Below are 16,700 nucleotides of genomic sequence, written 5' to 3'. Positions count from 1 at the left end.
GGGGTAAGTGCTGATAATGTCAGCGCATTTGATGTTTTTTGAGCAATGCCCTTAACTGATGGTAGGTCAGGCCCAGCAGTTCAGCTGCCCGTTTCTGATTATATTTCGCCTCTTTCAGGCTCTGCTCAAGCAACTGTTGCTCCTGCTGATGCTGGAAGTGGCGTAAATCGAGCGGCAACGCCGGAGCCTGCTGGCGCGTCGCCGGAGCAGGGAGCTGTTTCTCCTCGCGCCGAAAAGGATCGAGAATAATGTTGTCCAGTTCGGTCTCGCTGCTGCCATGCCGGTAAACGGACCGTTCCACCACGTTTTTCAGTTCACGAATATTGCCCGGCCAGTGGTAACCGAGCAGGGTCCCGGTGGCCCGTTCGCTGAAGCCCGGAAAGAGAGGCAGACCCAGTTCCCGGCACATCTGAATGGCAAACTGATCGGCCAGCAGCATGATATCGCTGCGCCGCTCCCGCAGCGGCGGCAGCTGTACAACATCGAAAGCCAGCCTGTCCAGCAGGTCGGCGCGGAATTTGTCCTCAGCCACCATCGCGGGCAGGTCGGCGTTGGTGGCGCATACCAGGCGAACGTTGACCTGGAGGGGCTGACTGCCGCCAACGCGTTCCAGTTCACCGTACTCAATGACGCGCAGCAGTTTTTCCTGCACCAGCATCGGCGCGGTCGCCAGCTCGTCGAGAAAGAGCGTTCCGCCATCGGCGCGCTCAAAGCGTCCGGGATGGCGTTTTTGTGCGCCGGTGAAGGCGCCAGCTTCATGACCAAACAGCTCGGTGTCGAGCAGGTTTTCATTCAGCGCCGCGCAGTTAAGGGAAATAAAAGGGCCGTCCCAGCGGCCAGACAGAAAGTGCAGGCGGTTAGCGATAAGTTCTTTACCCGTTCCGCGCTCACCGATAATCAGCACCGGTTTATTCAGTGGCGCGAGGCGCGATACCTGTTCAAGCACTTCCAGGAAGCTGTTGGCCTCGCCAAGCAAATTATCTTTATATTCAGCCATGATGAAATTAACCACTCCTTAGTGATATTCACCAGGTGAGAATAGCCGCTGGCTGGATAAATATCAATCACACTCAGTAAAATCAATAAGATAAAAAGTTGGCATGGGATTTGTATTAACTACTCAGCAGGGCATCGCCCGATAACAGAACTATGAGGATTGAATTATGGGTATTTTTTCTCGTTTTGCCGACATCGTGAACGCCAACATCAACTCGCTGCTGGAGAAAGCGGAAGATCCGCAGAAGCTGGTGCGCCTGATGATTCAGGAGATGGAAGACACGCTGGTTGAAGTACGCTCCACCTCCGCCCGCGCGCTGGCAGAGAAAAAGCAGTTAACGCGTCGTATCGAGCAGGCAACTGCCCAGCTTAACGAATGGCAGGAAAAAGCGGAACTGGCGCTGCGTAAAGATAAAGAAGATCTGGCTCGCGCTGCGCTGATTGAGAAGCAGAAGCTGACCGACATGGTTGCCACGCTGGAACACGAAGTGACGCTGGTGGATGATACTCTGGCGCGTATGAAGAAAGAGATTGGTGAGCTTGAAAACAAACTCAGCGAAACCCGTGCACGTCAACAGGCGCTGGCGCTGCGCCACCAGGCTGCAAGCTCGTCTCGCGACGTGCGTCGCCAGCTGGACAGCGGCAAGCTGGATGAAGCGATGGCCCGTTTCGAATCGTTTGAACGTCGTATCGACCACATGGAAGCTGAAGCCGAGAGCCACAGCATCGGTAAACAGAAAACCCTCGATCAGCAGTTTGCTGACCTGAAGGCCGATGATGAAATTAGCGAGCAACTGGCTGCGCTGAAAGCCAAAATGAAACAAGACAACCAATAATAATTCCTGCGGCACCTGAGCGTGCCGCATCGTAAGACAAGGAGTACACATGAGCGCGCTTTTTCTGGCTATACCCCTGACCATTTTCGTGCTGTTTGTTCTGCCCATCTGGTTATGGCTGCACTACAGCAACCGCTCTTCACGCGGTGAGCTGTCGCAGAGTGAACAACAGCGGCTGGCGCAGCTCTCTGCCGAGGCAAATAAAATGCGCGAACGTATTCAGGCGCTGGAAGCTATCCTGGACGCGGAACACCCGAACTGGAGGGAACGGTAATGGCTGGACTGAATCTGAATAAAAAACTGTGGCGGATCCCACAGCAGGGCATGGTTCGGGGCGTTTGCGCCGGGCTGGCGCACTATCTGGATGTTCCGGTAAAACTGGTGCGTGTGGTCACCGTATTGTCGATTTTCTTCGGCCTGGCCTTTATTACACTGGTGGCATACATCATCCTGTCGTTTGTACTCGATCCTATGCCGGAAGGTGAGCTGGATGCGGAGAACACGCCAACCAGCAGCGATCTCCTGAACGCGGTGGATGAACAGCTGAGCGCAGGGGAGAAGCGATTGCGCGAGATGGAACGTTATGTCACCTCCGATACCTTTACGCTGAGAAGTCGTTTTCGTCAGCTTTAAGAGAGAACTTACATGAAACAAAACTGGCAACAGGCCGGTCAGAAGGTAAAACCCGGCCTGAAAATCGCAGGTAAACTGGTTCTGATGACGGCGTTACGTTATGGCCCGGCCGGTGTGGCGGGTTGGGCGATCAAGTCTGTTGCCCGCAAGCCGGTCAGAATGATGCTGGCGGTCGCTCTGGAGCCGCTGTTACAGAAGCTGGCAAAACGCGTTTCCCGGCGCTACCTGTCACGCTAGTTCCTCCCGCATAAGCCCTTTCTCGCCCAGAGAAGGGGCATGACTTTCCCTTCTGCGTTTCTTCTGCTTTTCTGCTTTCTTTGCGGCAGCTCACAATAATGCGTTGCGCTGCGCTGAGATTGCTGCTTTCTGCCCCCGGGTCCGTTGACAGATATTTTACATGGGAGTAGATTGCCAATCCGTGGGACCGCTACCACGGAAAATAATGTGAACGCAAAAATTAAAAAACTTATCAATCATATTTACGGTGAATCATTTTCAGATGCACACCTTAACGTGTTATTAACTAAGCTTGAAAAGGCGGCGGTTAATATTACGGAAAAGCGTAAGTCAGGCTGGGATGAAAAAGACGTTGTGCTGATTACCTATGCCGATCAGTTTTCCGCGAAAGGGGAGAAAGCGTTGCCGGTATTTACCCGTTTCTATAATGAATGGCTTTCTCGCACGTTTTCTCATGTCCATCTGTTACCGTTTTATCCGTGGTCGTCGGATGATGGATTTTCCGTTATTGATTATCACGAAGTTGCACCTGAAACCGGAACCTGGCGAGATGTCGCGGAATTAAAACAGTCTGCCAGCTTAATGTTTGACTTCGTTTGCAACCATATGTCAGCGAAAAGCGAATGGTTTGCTAATTATCTGGCGCAGAAGCCGGGCTACGAAGATTTCTTTATTTCTGTCGATCCCGAAACCGATTTATCGGCGGTGACGCGTCCCCGCGCATTACCGCTGCTGACGCCGTTTACGCTTAATGATGGCAGCGTTCGTCATCTGTGGACCACATTCAGCGATGACCAGATCGATCTCAATTTCGCCTCGCCGCAGGTGCTGATTGCCATGGTTGACGTTCTGCTCCATTACCTCATGGAAGGGGCGCGTTATATCCGTCTGGATGCGGTCGGGTTTATGTGGAAGATCCCGGGAACCACCTGTATCCATCTGGAACAAACCCATTGCCTTATCCAGCTGTTCCGCGCCATTACGGACGCCGTGGCGCCTGGAACGGTGATCATCACTGAGACAAATGTTCCCCACAAAGACAATATCTCTTACTTCGGTGATGGTGAAAATGAAGCCCAGATGGTCTATCAGTTTTCCTTACCGCCGCTGGTGCTGCACGCCGTTCATCGTCAGGATGTTAAAGCCCTGTGCCGGTGGGCGGGCTCGCTGGCGCTGCCTTCAACTTACACCACCTGGTTTAATTTCCTGGCTTCACATGATGGTATCGGATTGAACCCATTACGCGGCATCCTTCCGGAATCAGAGATCCTTTCGCTGGTCGAAAAGCTTCAGCAGGAAGGCGCGCTGGTCAACTGGAAAAATAATCCTGACGGAACGCGAAGCCCCTATGAAATTAATGTCACCTATCTTGATGCGTTGAGTTTGCGAGACAGCTCAGATGATGAGCGCATTGCGCGGTTCATCCTGGCGCATGCTGTGTTGTTAAGTTTTCCTGGCGTACCGGCTGTATATATTCAAAGCATTCTTGGTTCGCGTAACGATTATGAAGGTGTCGAACGTCTCGGATATAATCGCGCGATAAACAGGAAGAAATACACCGCAGGTCAGGTTGATCGTGAGCTTAATAATAATAAGAGTATACGTTATCAGATTTATTCTCATTTGAGTGAGCTTATTGCTATTCGTCGCGGCGAGCGTGCGTTCCATCCGGATAGTCAGGCTATTTTTGACGCAATCGGTGAAAATATTCTTAAAATTGTTCGTGTTGCTGAAAATGGCGAGCGAATGACAGCATTATTTAATTTTAGCAATAAAATGCAGACCGTTTATGGACAAACGCTCTTTGGTAGGGAATTACTCTCAGGACAAGATATTAGCGGTACGGAACTGACCCTCAATCCATGGCAGGTAATGTGGATTAAAGAAAACTAAAAAGGACCCTAAAATGAAAATGCCCAAAATTGTGCTGTTATCAGCACTGGTTTCGTGCGCCCTGTTATCAGGCTGTAAGGACGATAAAGCATCTCAGGTCACCATTGAGTTTATGCACTCGTCGGTAGAACAGGAGCGTCAGGCAGTTATTACGAAACTGATCGAAAAATTCGAGAAAGAAAACCCGACTATTACGGTGAAACAGGTCCCCGTTGAGGAAGATGCCTATAACACCAAGGTCATTACGTTGGCCCGTACCGGCGCGCTGCCGGAAGTGATTGAAGTCAGCCATGACTACGCCAAAGTCATGGATAAAGAGCAACTGCTGGACCGTGACGCGATCGGCAACGCGATTAACGCCGTCGGCGAAGATACCTTTTACGACGGCATTTTACGCGTTGTTCGCACCGAAGACGGCAAGGCATGGACGGGGGTGCCGGTTAGCGCGTGGCTGTCCGGCGTCTGGTATCACAAAGACGCGCTCGCGGCAGCGGGAATCGAAGAACCGCACAACTGGGAGCAACTGCTGAAAGCCAGTCAGGCGCTCAACGATCCGGCGAAAAAACATTACGGTATCGCGCTTCCAACCGCAGAAAGCGTCATGACGGAGCAGGCCTTCTCGCAGTTTGCGTTGTCAGGCGGAGCCAACGTCTTTGATGCAAACGGCAACGTGAAAATCGATACCCCTGAAATGTCGAAAGCGCTGGCGTTTTATCGGGCACTGGCCGCGAACACCATGCCGGGCTCGAATGATGTCATGGAGATCAAAGACGCCTTTATGAACGGCTCTGCGCCGATGGCCGTTTACTCCACCTATATCCTGCCCGCGGTCTACAAAGATGGCAATCCGGCCAACCTGGGGTTCGTGGTCCCGACGGAAAAATCATCAGCCGTGTACGGCATGATCACCTCGTTGACGATCACGACCGGCCAGACCGAAGAGGAAACGCAGGCGGCAGAAAAATTTGTGACCTGGATGGAGCAGGCTCAAAACGCGTCTGACTGGGTGATGATGTCCCCTGGTGCGGCGCTGCCGGTGAACAAACTCGTGGTGGGCACTGAAAGCTGGAAAAACAACGACGTGATCAAAGCCTTTGGCCAACTGCCTTACGAGCTGATTGCCCAGTTCCCGAACGTCCAGGTATTTGGCGCCGTAGGCGACAAAAACTTTACCCGCATGGGAGATGTTACCGGCTCCGGCATTATCAGTTCCATGGTGCATAACGTGACGGTGGGACAAAAAGATCTCAATGCGACGTTAAGCAACAGCCAGAAGAAACTGACTGACCTGATAACACAACGATAGGAGCGCTTTGCGAAGGGAATTATGAAGACGTTGTTTTCTGGTCGTTCAGATATGCCTTTCGCCATGCTGCTGTTGGCCCCCAGCCTGATTTTGCTGGGGGGCCTGGTGGCCTGGCCAATGATTTCCAACATTGAAATCAGTTTTTTACGTTTACCGCTGAACCCGCGTATTGATGCGGTGTTTGTCGGCCTGGATAACTACATTCGCATTCTGGGCGATGCTGCGTTCTGGCACTCCCTGTGGATGACGTTCTGGTATACGGCGCTGGTCGTCCTCGGCAGCACCGGGTTGGGACTGGCCGTAGCGATCTTCTTTAACCGTGAATTCCGCATGCGGAAAACGGCACGTTCACTGGTGATCCTGTCATACGTGACGCCGTCTATTTCACTGGTATTTGCCTGGAAATACATGTTCAACAACGGCTACGGGAATGTGAACTACCTGGGCGTGGATCTGCTGCATCTCTACGATCAGGCGCCGCTGTGGTTCGATAATCCTGGCAGCAGTTTTGTCCTGGTTGTGCTGTTCGCCATCTGGCGTTACTTCCCGTATGCCTTTATCTCGTTCCTCGCGATTTTGCAGACCATTGATAAATCGTTGTACGAAGCGGCAGAGATGGACGGAGCGAATGCCTGGCAGCGTTTTCGTATCGTGACGTTGCCCGCCATCATGCCGGTGCTGGCCACGGTGGTCACGCTGCGAACCATCTGGATGTTCTACATGTTTGCGGATGTGTATCTGCTCACCACCAAGGTCGACATTCTGGGCGTATATCTCTACAAAACCGCCTTTGCGTTCAATGACCTGGGTAAAGCAGCCGCCATTTCCGTTGTGCTGTTTGTGATCATCTTCGCTGTCATTCTGCTGACCAGAAAAAGGGTAAACCTCAATGGCAACAAATAAACGCGTTCTGGGCCGTATCGGTTTTTATCTGGGACTGGCGCTATTTCTGATTATCACGCTGTTTCCGTTTTTTGTGATGTTGATGACGTCGTTCAAAAGCGCGAAAGAGGCGATCTCGCTGCACCCGACCATTCTGCCGCAGGAGTGGACGCTACAGCACTACATCGACATCTTTAACCCGCTGATTTTCCCGTTTGTGGATTACTTCCGTAACAGCATGGTGGTGTCGCTGACCTCCTCGGTCATTGCGGTGTTTCTCGGCACGCTGGGCGCGTATGCGTTATCCAAACTGCGCTTTAAAGGGCGCACGACGATCAATGCGAGCTTCTACACCGTCTATATGTTCTCCGGGATCCTGCTGGTGGTGCCGCTGTTCAAAATCATCACCGCGCTCGGCATTTATGACACCGAACTGGCGCTGATCATCACCATGGTCACGCAGACGTTGCCTACCGCGGTCTTTATGCTGCGCAGCTATTTCGACACCATCCCGGACGAAATCGAAGAAGCCGCGATGATGGACGGCCTGAACCGCCTGCAAATCATCTTCCGCATCACCGTGCCGCTGGCGATCTCGGGTCTGGTGTCGGTCTTTGTCTACTGCTTCATGGTGGCGTGGAATGACTATCTGTTCGCCTCCATTTTCCTGTCCAGCGCCAGCAACTTCACGTTGCCGGTCGGGCTGAACACGCTCTTCAGTACGCCAGATTACATCTGGGGTCGCATGATGGCGGCATCGCTGGTCACGGCACTTCCGGTCGTCATTATGTATGCCCTGTCTGAACGTTTCATTAAAAGTGGTTTGACCGCCGGCGGCGTGAAGGGCTGAGGCGGCCGATTTTAACAAGGAGTCAGTCATGAAAAAATTAGTTGCGACAGCGCCTCGTGTAGCGGCGCTGGTGGAATACGAAGATCGTCCTGTTGCAGCACATGAGGTGAAGATTCGTGCCCGTTATGGCGCCCCGAAACACGGCACTGAAGTCGTGGATTTCCGCGCGGCAAGCCCGTTCATCGATGAAGAGTTCAACGCGGAGTGGCAGATGTTTACCCCGCGTGAAGAAGGTGCAGCGCGCGGCATCGAATTTGGTAAATTCCAGCTGGGGAACATGATCGTCGGCGACATCATCGAATGTGGTGCGGACGTGACCGAATACCAGATCGGCGACAGCGTCTGCTGCTACGGCCCGTTGCAGGAAACGGTCATCGTTAACGCGGTGAACAACTATAAGCTGCGCAAAATGCCGCAGGGTGCATCCTGGAAAAATGCCGTTTGTTACGATCCGGCGCAGTTCGCCATGAGCGGCGTGCGTGATGCTAACGTCCGCGTAGGGGATTTCGTCGTGGTTGTGGGGCTGGGCGCGATTGGCCAGATTGCGATTCAGCTGGCGAAAAAAGCCGGCGCGTCAGTGGTTATTGGTGTCGATCCTATCGAACATCGCTGTGAGATCGCCCGCCGTCACGGTGCAGACCACTGCCTGAACCCAATCGGTACCGATGTTGGTCTGGAAATTAAGAAACTGACCGGCAAGCAGGGCGCAGATGTGATCATCGAAACCAGCGGATTCGCAGATGCGCTGCAATCTGCGCTGCGCGGTCTCGCCTACGGCGGCACCATCTCCTATGTGGCTTTCGCCAAGCCGTTCGCGGCGGGCTTCAACCTTGGTCGCGAAGCACACTTCAATAACGCCAAAATTGTCTTCTCCCGCGCATGCAGTGAACCCAACCCGGATTATCCGCGCTGGAGCCGCAAGCGTATTGAAGAGACCTGCTGGGAATTGCTGATGAACGGTTATCTCAATTGCGAAGATCTGATCGACCCGGTCGTCACCTTCACCACCAGCCCGGAAAGCTATATGAAGTATGTCGATCAGCACCCGGAACTCAGTATCAAAATGGGCGTCACTTTTTAAGCTAAGGACAGCAAATCATGAAAATCGCAACACAAAACCAGGCCTTTTTCCCGACCGCTATCATGGAAAAATTCGAATACATCAAAGGGATGGGATTTGATGGCTACGAAATCGATGGCCGACTGCTGGTGGAAAATCTCGACGAAGTAAAAGCGGCTATCAAAGCCACCGGCCTGCCGGTCACGACGGCCTGTGGCGGATACGATGGCTGGATCGGGGATTTCATCGAAGAACGCCGCCTGAACGGTCTACAGCAGATTGAACGCATTCTGGAAGCGCTGGCAGAAGTGGGCGGAAAGGGGATTATCGTTCCGGCTGCCTGGGGGATGTTTACCTTCCGTCTGCCGCCAATGACTTCGCCACGTAGCCTGGACGGCGATCGCAAAGCGGTCAGCGCTTCCCTGCGCTGGCTGGATGAGGTGGCAGCGCGCACCGGTACTACCGTCTACCTGGAGCCGCTGAACCGCTATCAGGATCATATGATCAACACCCTGGCCGACGCGCGTCGTTATATCGTAGAGAACGGCCTGAAGCACGTGCAGATCATCGGTGATTTCTACCACATGAATATTGAAGAAGACTCCCTGACGGAAGCGCTGCATCACAACCGCGACCTGCTGGGTCATGTGCACATTGCTGATAACCACCGCTATCAGCCGGGCAGCGGCAGCCTCGATTTCGCCAGCCTGTTCGATCAGCTGCGTGCCGATAACTATCAGGGTTACGTCGTGTACGAGTGCCGGGTGCGTGCCGACGATCCGGCTCAGGCCTATAAGGACTCTCTCACTTACTTGCGTGAATGCTAAGGATGACGAGCGTGATGAGTGCTTCTACACCTTTGCCTCTGCGCGTCGCCATTATTGGCGCCGGGCAGGTTGCAGACAAAGTGCATGCCTCGTATTACGCCACGCGCAGTGATGTTCAAATGGTGGCTGTCATGGACAGCCGCCTTGAGCAGGCACAGGCGTTCGCGGAACGTTATGCTATTCCATCGGCATGGCAGGACGCTCACGAGATGTTGCAGGAAGTAAAACCGGATGTGGTGAGCGTCTGTTCGCCTAACCGGTTCCATTTTGAACATGTGATGGCGGCTCTCGAAGCAGGCTGTCATGTGATGTGTGAAAAGCCGCCGGCGATGACGCCGCACCAGGCAGATGAGATGCGTCTCGCGGCGCGCAAGGCCGGAAAAGTCCTCGCGTACGATTTTCACCATCGCTTTGCCCTGGATACCCTGCTCCTGCGCGAGGCGGTAATGAACGGAACGCTCGGTGAAATTTACTTCACCTCCGCGCAGGCCCTGCGTCGCTGCGGTGTGCCGGGGTGGGGCGTGTTCACCAATAAATCGCTCCAGGGCGGCGGGCCGCTGATCGATATCGGCATTCACATGCTGGATGCCGCGATGTATGTGCTCGGCTTCCCGACCGTGAAACGGGTAACCGCGCACAGCTTCCAGAGACTGGGGAACCGGAAACACACCGGCCAGTTTGGCGAATGGGATCCTGCGCAGTTTACCGTGGAAGATGCCCTGTTTGGCACGATTGAGTTCTGCAACGGTGGCATTCTGCGTCTGGACACCTCTTTTGCGCTTAATATCCGCGAGCTGTCGATCATGAACGTTTCTTTCTGCGGTGAGAAGGCGGGTGCAACGCTGTTCCCGGCACACATTTATAACGACGAAGCCGGTGTTTTGCAGACGCTGATCCAGCGTGAAGAAGCTGACGATCGGAGACATCTGCGCAGTATGGACGCGTTTGTTCGCCACGTATTGGGCGAGCCGGTCATGATTGCCGATGCGGAGCAGGGGCTGGTGATCCAGCAATTAGTCGCGGCGTTATATGAAGCCGCGGAAACAGGGGAAAGCGTGACGTTATGCTGAACCAGTCTGTATTAACCGATCCGGGCTTTTGCCCGCATAGTCTGAATAAGTACGCGTCCATTATGGCCTGCGGCAATGGCTACATGGGCATGCGCGCCACGCATGAAGAAGATTACACCCAGCAGACCAGAGGCATGTATCTCGCGGGGCTGTATCATCGCGCGGGACGCAACGAAACCACTGAGCTGATCAATCTGCCGGATGTCACCGGGATTGAAGTTGAGCTGGACGGCGTCAATTTCACGCTCCTTTCAGGCGAAATTCTTGAGTGGCAACGCGAGCTGGCCTTTGCTAACGGCGAACTGCATCGTAACGTTGTCTGGCGTTCGCCGGACGGAAAACGCTATCGCCTCGAGAGCCGTCGTTTTGTTTCGCTGGACCAGTTGCCCTTAGTGGTAATGCAGCTCTCGATCACACCGCTTGACGGCGCCGCTCAGGCCGTGCTGAAAACCGGCATAGATGCGACACAAACGAACAGCGGCAGGCAGCACCTGGATGAAATCTCGGTCAGGGTCTTTGACCAGCACTACATGCAGGGTGTGTATGAAACGCAGGACCGGGCGTCTGAAGTTGTTGTTTCGGCGTTTTGTCAGCTCTCCGCTAAGAGCGACAGTTGTTTCACCGCCAAAAATCGTCGCCTCAGCGTTCATCATTCTCTGACTATCTCGCAAGGTGACACTGTCACGCTTGAAAAAATCGTCTGGCTGACGCATCGCTGCGATAAATCGCTCTCTCAGGAGTCTTTCGCCCGCAACGCGCTGGCCGATCTCAAAGTCTGCGCCGCAAGAGGCTACGATGCGTTGCTTGAAAGCTCAGCGTACGCCTGGAAAGCGGTATGGCGTGACGCTCGGGTGGAAGTGACGTGTGCAGAACAGCAGGATCAGCTGGCGCTGGATTACGCCGTCTGGCATCTGACGACAATGACGCCTGCTCATGATGAGCGAAGCAGTATTGCGGCGAAAGGGCTGACGGGTGAGGGGTATAAGGGACACGTCTTCTGGGATACCGAAATTTTCCTGCTGCCGTTCCATCTGTTTACCCGTCCACAGATTGCCCGCAGTCTGCTGCGCTATCGCTGGCTCAATCTTTCGGGCGCGCGTGAAAAAGCACGCCGTAACGGTTGGCCGGGCGCGTTGTTCCCGTGGGAAAGCGCCGCCAGCGGACAGGAAGAGACGCCAGAATTTGCGGCCATTAACATCCGCACCGGGGTTCGCCAGAAGGTCGCCTCCGCACTCGCTGAACACCACATCGTGGCTGATATTGCCTGGGCCGTTGTCGCTTACTGGCAGGCAACACACGACGATGCCTTTATGCGCAATGAGGGCCTGACGCTGCTGATGGAAACCGCTTCGTTCTGGATGGGACGCGCGGCGGAAATTAATGGTCGTCTTGAGATCCATGACGTAATCGGACCGGATGAATACACCGAGCATGTCAACAACAACGCCTACACCAACTATCTGGCCTGGCACAACGTTGCCTGCGCGCGTCAGTTTATGGCGATGTTTGGGCGTGAAGATGCGCGTTTTACGGAGAATGCCGGGACGTTTCTGGCGCGCCTGTGGCTGCCAGAGGCCGACGCAGAGGGTGTGATCCCGCAGGATGATACCTTCATGGCAAAACCTGCCATCGATCTGAGCCGCTATAAAGCCAAAGCGGGTAAGCAAACCATTCTGCTTGATTACTCTCGCGCGGAAGTGAACGAGATGCAGATCCTGAAGCAGGCCGACGTGGTGATGCTTAACTACCTGCTGCCGGAACGGTTTACGCCGCAGCAATGTGCCGCCAATCTGGCGTTCTACGAGCCACGCACGATCCATGATTCATCCCTGAGTAAAGCCATTCACGGCATTGTGCTCGCACGCTGCGGTGACACCGACGGGGCGTATGCCTTCTGGCGTGATGGGATTGCCATCGACCTGGGGGACGACCCGCACAGCAGCGATGATGGTATTCATGCCGCCGCCACCGGTGCGATCTGGTTGGGCGCCATTCAGGGATTTGCTGGCCTGCACATTAGCGAAGGGGAGCTGCATCTTGCGCCGAAGCTGCCTGCTCACTGGCAGAAACTCGCCTTTCCGCTGCGGTGGCGGGACGCAACGATGCACATTACCTGTGAAGATGACCAGTTAACCATTGAAACCACCGCACCTGTCACGTTGACGCTGTGGGGTAAAACGCTGCACGTATCAGGGCGAAAGGTCTGTGAGCGTAAGGACTTTCTTGCATCTGTTAATGGGACCGCTACCACGGAGGGGCGCCATGACACTTAACGCTGTTGTATTCGATCTGGACGGGGTGATCACCGATACCGCGCATCTTCACTTTCTGGCCTGGCGCGCCGTGGCGGAGGAGATTGGTATCACCTTCGATGAAGTATTTAACGAACAGCTGAAGGGAATAAGCCGTATGGATTCCCTCCAGCGCATTCTGAAACATGGCGGGAAAGAGGGGATGTTCAGTGACGAGCAGCGCCTGGCGCTGGCGACGAAAAAAAACGCGCTTTACGTCCAGTCGCTGGCATCACTGACGCAGGATTCGCTGCTGCCGGGTATTCGCGACGTGCTGGCGGATATTCGCGCCGCGAAGGTCAAAATTGGCCTGGCATCCGTATCGCTTAATGCTCCTGGGATTTTGCACGCGTTGGGTATTCATCAGGCTTTCGATTTTTGCGCCGATGCTTCGCGCATTTGCCGCTCAAAGCCGGACCCGGAAATCTTCCTTGCGGCCTGTAAAGGACTGAACGTGCGTCCTGAAGAGGCCATTGGTATCGAAGATGCCGCCGCAGGAGTAGATGCGATTAACGCCGCAGGAATGCTGTCGGTCGGGATTGGGCCTGGCCTGAACCATGCGGGATTACAACTTCATTCAACGCAGGAACTGACTTGGGAACGCCTGACGGCGTTCTGGGCATCCCGGGCGTATTGATAAGGAATTAATAATGGCTCAACTGTCTCTGAAACACATTCAGAAAATCTATGATAACCAGGTCCACGTGGTGAAGGATTTCAACCTCGAAATTGAAGACAAAGAATTTATTGTCTTCGTCGGTCCATCGGGCTGTGGGAAATCCACGACGCTGCGAATGATTGCCGGCCTCGAGGAGATCAGCGCGGGTGAACTGATTATTGACGGGGTTTGCATGAATGATGTTCCCGCCAAGTCCCGTGATATTGCGATGGTCTTCCAGAACTATGCGCTCTATCCGCATATGACGGTCTACGACAACATGGCGTTTGGCCTGAAAATGCAAAAAATTGCGCCCTCCGTCATTGAAGAACGCGTTACCTGGGCGGCACAGATCCTGGGCTTGCGCGACTATCTCCAGCGTAAACCTGGTGCGTTGTCCGGCGGTCAGCGCCAGCGCGTGGCGTTAGGCAGGGCGATAGTGCGCGAAGCGGGGGTCTTCCTGATGGATGAGCCTTTATCCAATCTCGATGCCAAACTTCGTGTGCAGATGCGCGCTGAAATCAGCAAGCTGCACCAGAAGCTTAATACCACCATGATTTACGTGACGCACGATCAGACGGAAGCCATGACGATGGCGACCCGCATCGTGATTTTAAAGGACGGCATCATTCAGCAGGTGGGCGCGCCGAAGCAGGTATACAACGAGCCGGCGAATATGTTCGTTGCAGGGTTTATTGGTTCGCCTGCGATGAACTTCATTCGTGGCGCGATCGACGACCGCTACTTTGTGACGGAAACGCTGCGCCTGGAGATCCCGGAGGACAAGCTGGCCGTACTGAATGCGCAAGGTTACCAGCGTAAAGCGGTTGTCTTTGGGATCCGTCCGGAAGACATTCTCACCGCACAGCGAAGCGGTGAAAACATCACGGCGAAGATCAGCGTTGCTGAGCTGACCGGGGCTGAATTTATGCTTTATGCCACCGTGGGTGGGCATGAACTGGTTGTCCGTGCGGGAGCGGCGGATGATTACGTTGCCGGAGATAATATCGGCATCCAGTTCGATATGAATAAGTGCCATTTCTTCGATGCTGATACTGAAACAGCTATTAGATAAGAAAGGTGTTCGCCGGAAATGAAAGTTTCCGGTTTTTTGTGTGTTAATTATAAAGGAATATTTTAATGAGTACTCTACTAAGAAGTGCTGCGCTCGTCCTGTGCGCAGGGGTGAGCTGCGCGCAAGCAACAGAATCAGCCAAACAGTGGGAATTTAATATTGGCGCCATGTATGAAATTGAAAACGTCGAAGGTCAGGCCGACGATAAAGATGGATTATATGAACCCTCCGTGTGGTTTAATGCCACATGGGATGCCTGGACCATTTCGCTGGCTATGTATCAGGAAGGGCCGGTCGATTACAGTAGCATGACGCGCGGCACCTATTTCGATCGTCCTGAAGTAGAATTACGCTATCGTTTTATCGGCACCGATGATTTTACGTTCGGCCTGACCGGTGGCTTCCGTAATTATGGCTATCACTTTAAGGATGAGCATGGTGCTAAAGACGGTAGTGCTAATATGCAGCGCTATAAAGTTCAGCCTGACTGGGATATTAAACTAACCGACGACTGGCGTTTTGGCGGCTGGTTTGCCATGTATCAGTTTGCCAACGATCTGGAAAAAACCGGCTATTCTGACAGCCGCGTCGAGACCGAAACCGGTTTTACCTGGACAATTAACGAAACGGTCTCGGCAAAAGTTAATTACTATTTAGAGCGCGGTTTTAATATGGACGGCTCACGAAATAACGGTGAATTCTCCACTCAGGAAATTCGCGCCTATCTGCCGATTTCATTGGGTCAGACGACGCTAACGCCTTATACCCGTCTGGGACTCGATCGCTGGTCAAACTGGGACTGGCAAGACGATCCTGAGCGTGAAGGACATGATTTCAACCGTTTGGGTATGCTGTACGCCTATGATTTTAACAATGGTTTATCCATGACGCTGGAATATGCCTACGAATGGGAAAACCATGACGAAGGGGAAAGTGACCGCTTCCACTATGCCGGTATCGGCGTGAATTACGCGTTTTGATAACACTTCACCAGGGGCGTTTGCCCCTGGTTTTTAGCGTAATGAAGCCGCATCTGAAAAATGCGTTTCAACCAATATCTTATGCGGGGCAGGTTTACCCGCTATGCACCTGAACAACACATCGCAGCTCTCTTCGCCCAGCTTTCTGGTGGGGATATCAAAGCCGCCAGGCGCAGGGGTTAAAATGAGAGATAGCATTGGGTCGCTGTATCCTGCCATTGCGACCTGTTCGGGGATCGTCAGGTTTAGCGCATCCGCGGCACGATAAAGACTCAGCAATTTCATACTGTCTGTCGCAAAAACCGCATCGGGCGGGTTGTCTGAAGAGAGTAGCTGACAGGCCGCCTGAAGCGCGCTTTCATGGGTATATCCGCCATCAATAACCCAGTCCGGGTTAACTGCAATACCCTGCTTCTCAAGACTCGATTTATAGCCCGCCAGGCGATCGATAGAAACGTGATAATCGAGCGGGGCATGCAGGCAGGCAATTTTAGTGCGACCATGTTTGATAAATGAGTCGGTTAATATGGCGCTGTCGCGGAAATTATCCGTGTCGACAGAATAGATATTCTGGTAATTACCTTCCACTTTACCAATAACGACCACGGGCACGCCATATTCGTCCAGCGTCGCGAAAAAAGACTCGTTCGCCGGCGAGCTTAGCATGATGATCCCCTTGATCATCTTCTGCTTTATTTTACCCACGCATTTTTGCAGATCATCTTCGCTGCTTTTGGACGTTTGTAAAATAACATCAAAACCCTCTTCTTCTGCTTTTGCCGTAATGGCATGTAGTACATCAGAGAAAAACGGATTGCCTGCGGTGGTTTTGGTTGAACGGGTCGAAATAACCATAATGGCGTCGAAGCCAGAAGAGGTGAGTGCGCGGGCAAGTTTATTCGGTTGATAATTTAATTCTTCTATCGCCTTCAACACCTTTTCGCGCGCTTCAGGAGAAATATTCGTTTGTTTATTCAGAACGCGCGACACGGTTGATTTCGAAACGCCAGCAACGCGGGCAATATCATAGATGGTGGGTGACATACACCTTACTCACTCCAGACGGACAGCAATTGCGCCCATCTTACTGGAGAGAAAACGGCAAT

At 53.4% G+C, this 16,700-nt stretch carries 17 protein-coding genes; 15 read left to right on the top strand and 2 right to left on the bottom strand.

The annotated features are described in order from the left end of the window. Positions 1 to 19 precede the first annotated feature (19 nt). Positions 20 to 1,012 carry a phage shock protein operon transcriptional activator gene (gene pspF, locus KTH07_RS10030; RefSeq protein WP_163375074.1) on the bottom strand — a complete coding sequence of 331 codons (993 nt, stop codon included), beginning with the start codon at positions 1,010 to 1,012 and terminating at the stop codon, positions 20 to 22. Positions 1,013 to 1,163: 151 nt separating this feature from the next. On the opposite strand from pspF, the gene pspA reads away from it, so the two are divergent. From pspA to KTH07_RS09955, 15 genes are all read left to right on the top strand, one after another. Further along, positions 1,164 to 1,832 carry a phage shock protein PspA gene (gene pspA / locus KTH07_RS10025; RefSeq protein WP_015570399.1) on the top strand — a complete coding sequence of 223 codons (669 nt, stop codon included), beginning with the start codon at positions 1,164 to 1,166 and terminating at the stop codon, positions 1,830 to 1,832. Between the two features lie 49 nt (positions 1,833 to 1,881). Further along, positions 1,882 to 2,106: an envelope stress response membrane protein PspB gene (pspB, locus tag KTH07_RS10020; protein WP_003856853.1), complete on the top strand. Its 225-nt coding sequence runs from the start codon at positions 1,882 to 1,884 to the stop codon at positions 2,104 to 2,106. Continuing rightward, entirely contained in the window at positions 2,106 to 2,465 is a 360-nt protein-coding gene (pspC, locus tag KTH07_RS10015) for an envelope stress response membrane protein PspC (RefSeq protein ID WP_006810819.1), read from the top strand. The genes pspB and pspC overlap by 1 nt, the downstream gene beginning before the upstream one ends. 12 nt (positions 2,466 to 2,477) lie before the next feature. After that, a complete protein-coding gene (pspD, locus tag KTH07_RS10010; protein ID WP_003856857.1) occupies positions 2,478 to 2,702 on the top strand; it encodes a phage shock protein PspD in 225 nt (74 codons plus the stop codon). Between the two features lie 207 nt (positions 2,703 to 2,909). Beyond that, positions 2,910 to 4,595 carry a sugar phosphorylase gene (locus KTH07_RS10005; protein WP_045331927.1) on the top strand — a complete coding sequence of 562 codons (1,686 nt, stop codon included), beginning with the start codon at positions 2,910 to 2,912 and terminating at the stop codon, positions 4,593 to 4,595. 13 nt (positions 4,596 to 4,608) lie between these two features. Then, a complete protein-coding gene (locus KTH07_RS10000) occupies positions 4,609 to 5,901 on the top strand; it encodes an ABC transporter substrate-binding protein (protein WP_032619594.1) in 1,293 nt (430 codons plus the stop codon). Between the two features lie 21 nt (positions 5,902 to 5,922). Further along, complete coding sequence (locus tag KTH07_RS09995) at positions 5,923 to 6,804, top strand: carbohydrate ABC transporter permease (RefSeq protein WP_063161926.1); 882 nt, start codon at positions 5,923 to 5,925, stop codon at positions 6,802 to 6,804. Beyond that, complete coding sequence (locus KTH07_RS09990) at positions 6,791 to 7,633, top strand: carbohydrate ABC transporter permease (RefSeq protein WP_015570402.1); 843 nt, start codon at positions 6,791 to 6,793, stop codon at positions 7,631 to 7,633. The genes KTH07_RS09995 and KTH07_RS09990 overlap by 14 nt, the downstream gene beginning before the upstream one ends. A 28-nt stretch (positions 7,634 to 7,661) precedes the next feature. Further along, positions 7,662 to 8,714, top strand: coding sequence for a zinc-binding alcohol dehydrogenase (locus tag KTH07_RS09985; RefSeq protein ID WP_015570403.1), 1,053 nt, complete (start codon positions 7,662 to 7,664; stop codon positions 8,712 to 8,714). A gap of 17 nt (positions 8,715 to 8,731) precedes the next feature. Further along, positions 8,732 to 9,520, top strand: a complete 789-nt coding sequence (locus KTH07_RS09980) for a sugar phosphate isomerase/epimerase (RefSeq protein ID WP_032619596.1) — start codon at positions 8,732 to 8,734, stop codon at positions 9,518 to 9,520. Positions 9,521 to 9,531: 11 nt separating this feature from the next. Continuing rightward, positions 9,532 to 10,590, top strand: coding sequence for a Gfo/Idh/MocA family protein (locus KTH07_RS09975; RefSeq protein ID WP_087876610.1), 1,059 nt, complete (start codon positions 9,532 to 9,534; stop codon positions 10,588 to 10,590). Beyond that, positions 10,584 to 12,863, top strand: a complete 2,280-nt coding sequence (locus KTH07_RS09970) for a glycoside hydrolase family 65 protein (RefSeq protein ID WP_032619599.1) — start codon at positions 10,584 to 10,586, stop codon at positions 12,861 to 12,863. Before KTH07_RS09975 ends, KTH07_RS09970 begins: the two co-directional genes overlap by 7 nt. Then, positions 12,853 to 13,518: a beta-phosphoglucomutase gene (gene pgmB / locus KTH07_RS09965; protein ID WP_022648295.1), complete on the top strand. Its 666-nt coding sequence runs from the start codon at positions 12,853 to 12,855 to the stop codon at positions 13,516 to 13,518. The genes KTH07_RS09970 and pgmB overlap by 11 nt, the downstream gene beginning before the upstream one ends. Before the next feature lie 13 nt (positions 13,519 to 13,531). After that, positions 13,532 to 14,614 (top strand): ABC transporter ATP-binding protein, encoded by a 1,083-nt coding sequence (locus KTH07_RS09960; RefSeq protein WP_032619600.1) that lies wholly within the window; start codon positions 13,532 to 13,534, stop codon positions 14,612 to 14,614. Between the two features lie 65 nt (positions 14,615 to 14,679). Continuing rightward, the gene (locus KTH07_RS09955; RefSeq protein ID WP_023303821.1) at positions 14,680 to 15,594 is read left to right on the top strand and encodes an OmpG family monomeric porin; all 915 of its coding nucleotides are present in this window, start codon (positions 14,680 to 14,682) and stop codon (positions 15,592 to 15,594) included. A 33-nt stretch (positions 15,595 to 15,627) separates the two neighbouring features. On the opposite strand, the gene KTH07_RS09950 is transcribed toward KTH07_RS09955, so the two are convergent. Further along, on the bottom strand, positions 15,628 to 16,638 hold the full coding sequence (locus KTH07_RS09950) for a LacI family DNA-binding transcriptional regulator (RefSeq protein ID WP_017693340.1): 1,011 nt from the start codon (positions 16,636 to 16,638) through the stop codon (positions 15,628 to 15,630). Positions 16,639 to 16,700: the final 62 nt, after the last annotated feature.

Origin of the sequence: Enterobacter cloacae complex sp. ECL72 (assembly GCF_019056635.1) — a bacterium.
Lineage (GTDB): Bacteria > Pseudomonadota > Gammaproteobacteria > Enterobacterales > Enterobacteriaceae > Enterobacter > Enterobacter hormaechei_C.
This window is presented reverse-complemented; position numbering and strand designations above follow the sequence as displayed.

Bases quoted from the DNA above. Each gene is read 5' to 3' on its own strand.
- pspA (WP_015570399.1), top strand. From the start codon at position 1,164: ATGGGTATTTTTTCTCGTTTTGCCGACATCGTGAACGCCAACATCAAC.
- pspB (WP_003856853.1), top strand. From the start codon at position 1,882: ATGAGCGCGCTTTTTCTGGCTATACCCCTGACCATTTTCGTGCTGTTT.
- pspC (WP_006810819.1), top strand. From the start codon at position 2,106: ATGGCTGGACTGAATCTGAATAAAAAACTGTGGCGGATCCCACAGCAG.
- pspD (WP_003856857.1), top strand. From the start codon at position 2,478: ATGAAACAAAACTGGCAACAGGCCGGTCAGAAGGTAAAACCCGGCCTG.
- KTH07_RS10000 (WP_032619594.1), top strand. From the start codon at position 4,609: ATGAAAATGCCCAAAATTGTGCTGTTATCAGCACTGGTTTCGTGCGCC.
- KTH07_RS09995 (WP_063161926.1), top strand. From the start codon at position 5,923: ATGAAGACGTTGTTTTCTGGTCGTTCAGATATGCCTTTCGCCATGCTG.
- KTH07_RS09990 (WP_015570402.1), top strand. From the start codon at position 6,791: ATGGCAACAAATAAACGCGTTCTGGGCCGTATCGGTTTTTATCTGGGA.
- KTH07_RS09985 (WP_015570403.1), top strand. From the start codon at position 7,662: ATGAAAAAATTAGTTGCGACAGCGCCTCGTGTAGCGGCGCTGGTGGAA.
- KTH07_RS09980 (WP_032619596.1), top strand. From the start codon at position 8,732: ATGAAAATCGCAACACAAAACCAGGCCTTTTTCCCGACCGCTATCATG.
- KTH07_RS09970 (WP_032619599.1), top strand. From the start codon at position 10,584: ATGCTGAACCAGTCTGTATTAACCGATCCGGGCTTTTGCCCGCATAGT.
- pgmB (WP_022648295.1), top strand. From the start codon at position 12,853: ATGACACTTAACGCTGTTGTATTCGATCTGGACGGGGTGATCACCGAT.
- KTH07_RS09960 (WP_032619600.1), top strand. From the start codon at position 13,532: ATGGCTCAACTGTCTCTGAAACACATTCAGAAAATCTATGATAACCAG.
- KTH07_RS09955 (WP_023303821.1), top strand. From the start codon at position 14,680: ATGAGTACTCTACTAAGAAGTGCTGCGCTCGTCCTGTGCGCAGGGGTG.
- KTH07_RS09950 (WP_017693340.1), bottom strand. From the start codon at position 16,638: ATGTCACCCACCATCTATGATATTGCCCGCGTTGCTGGCGTTTCGAAA.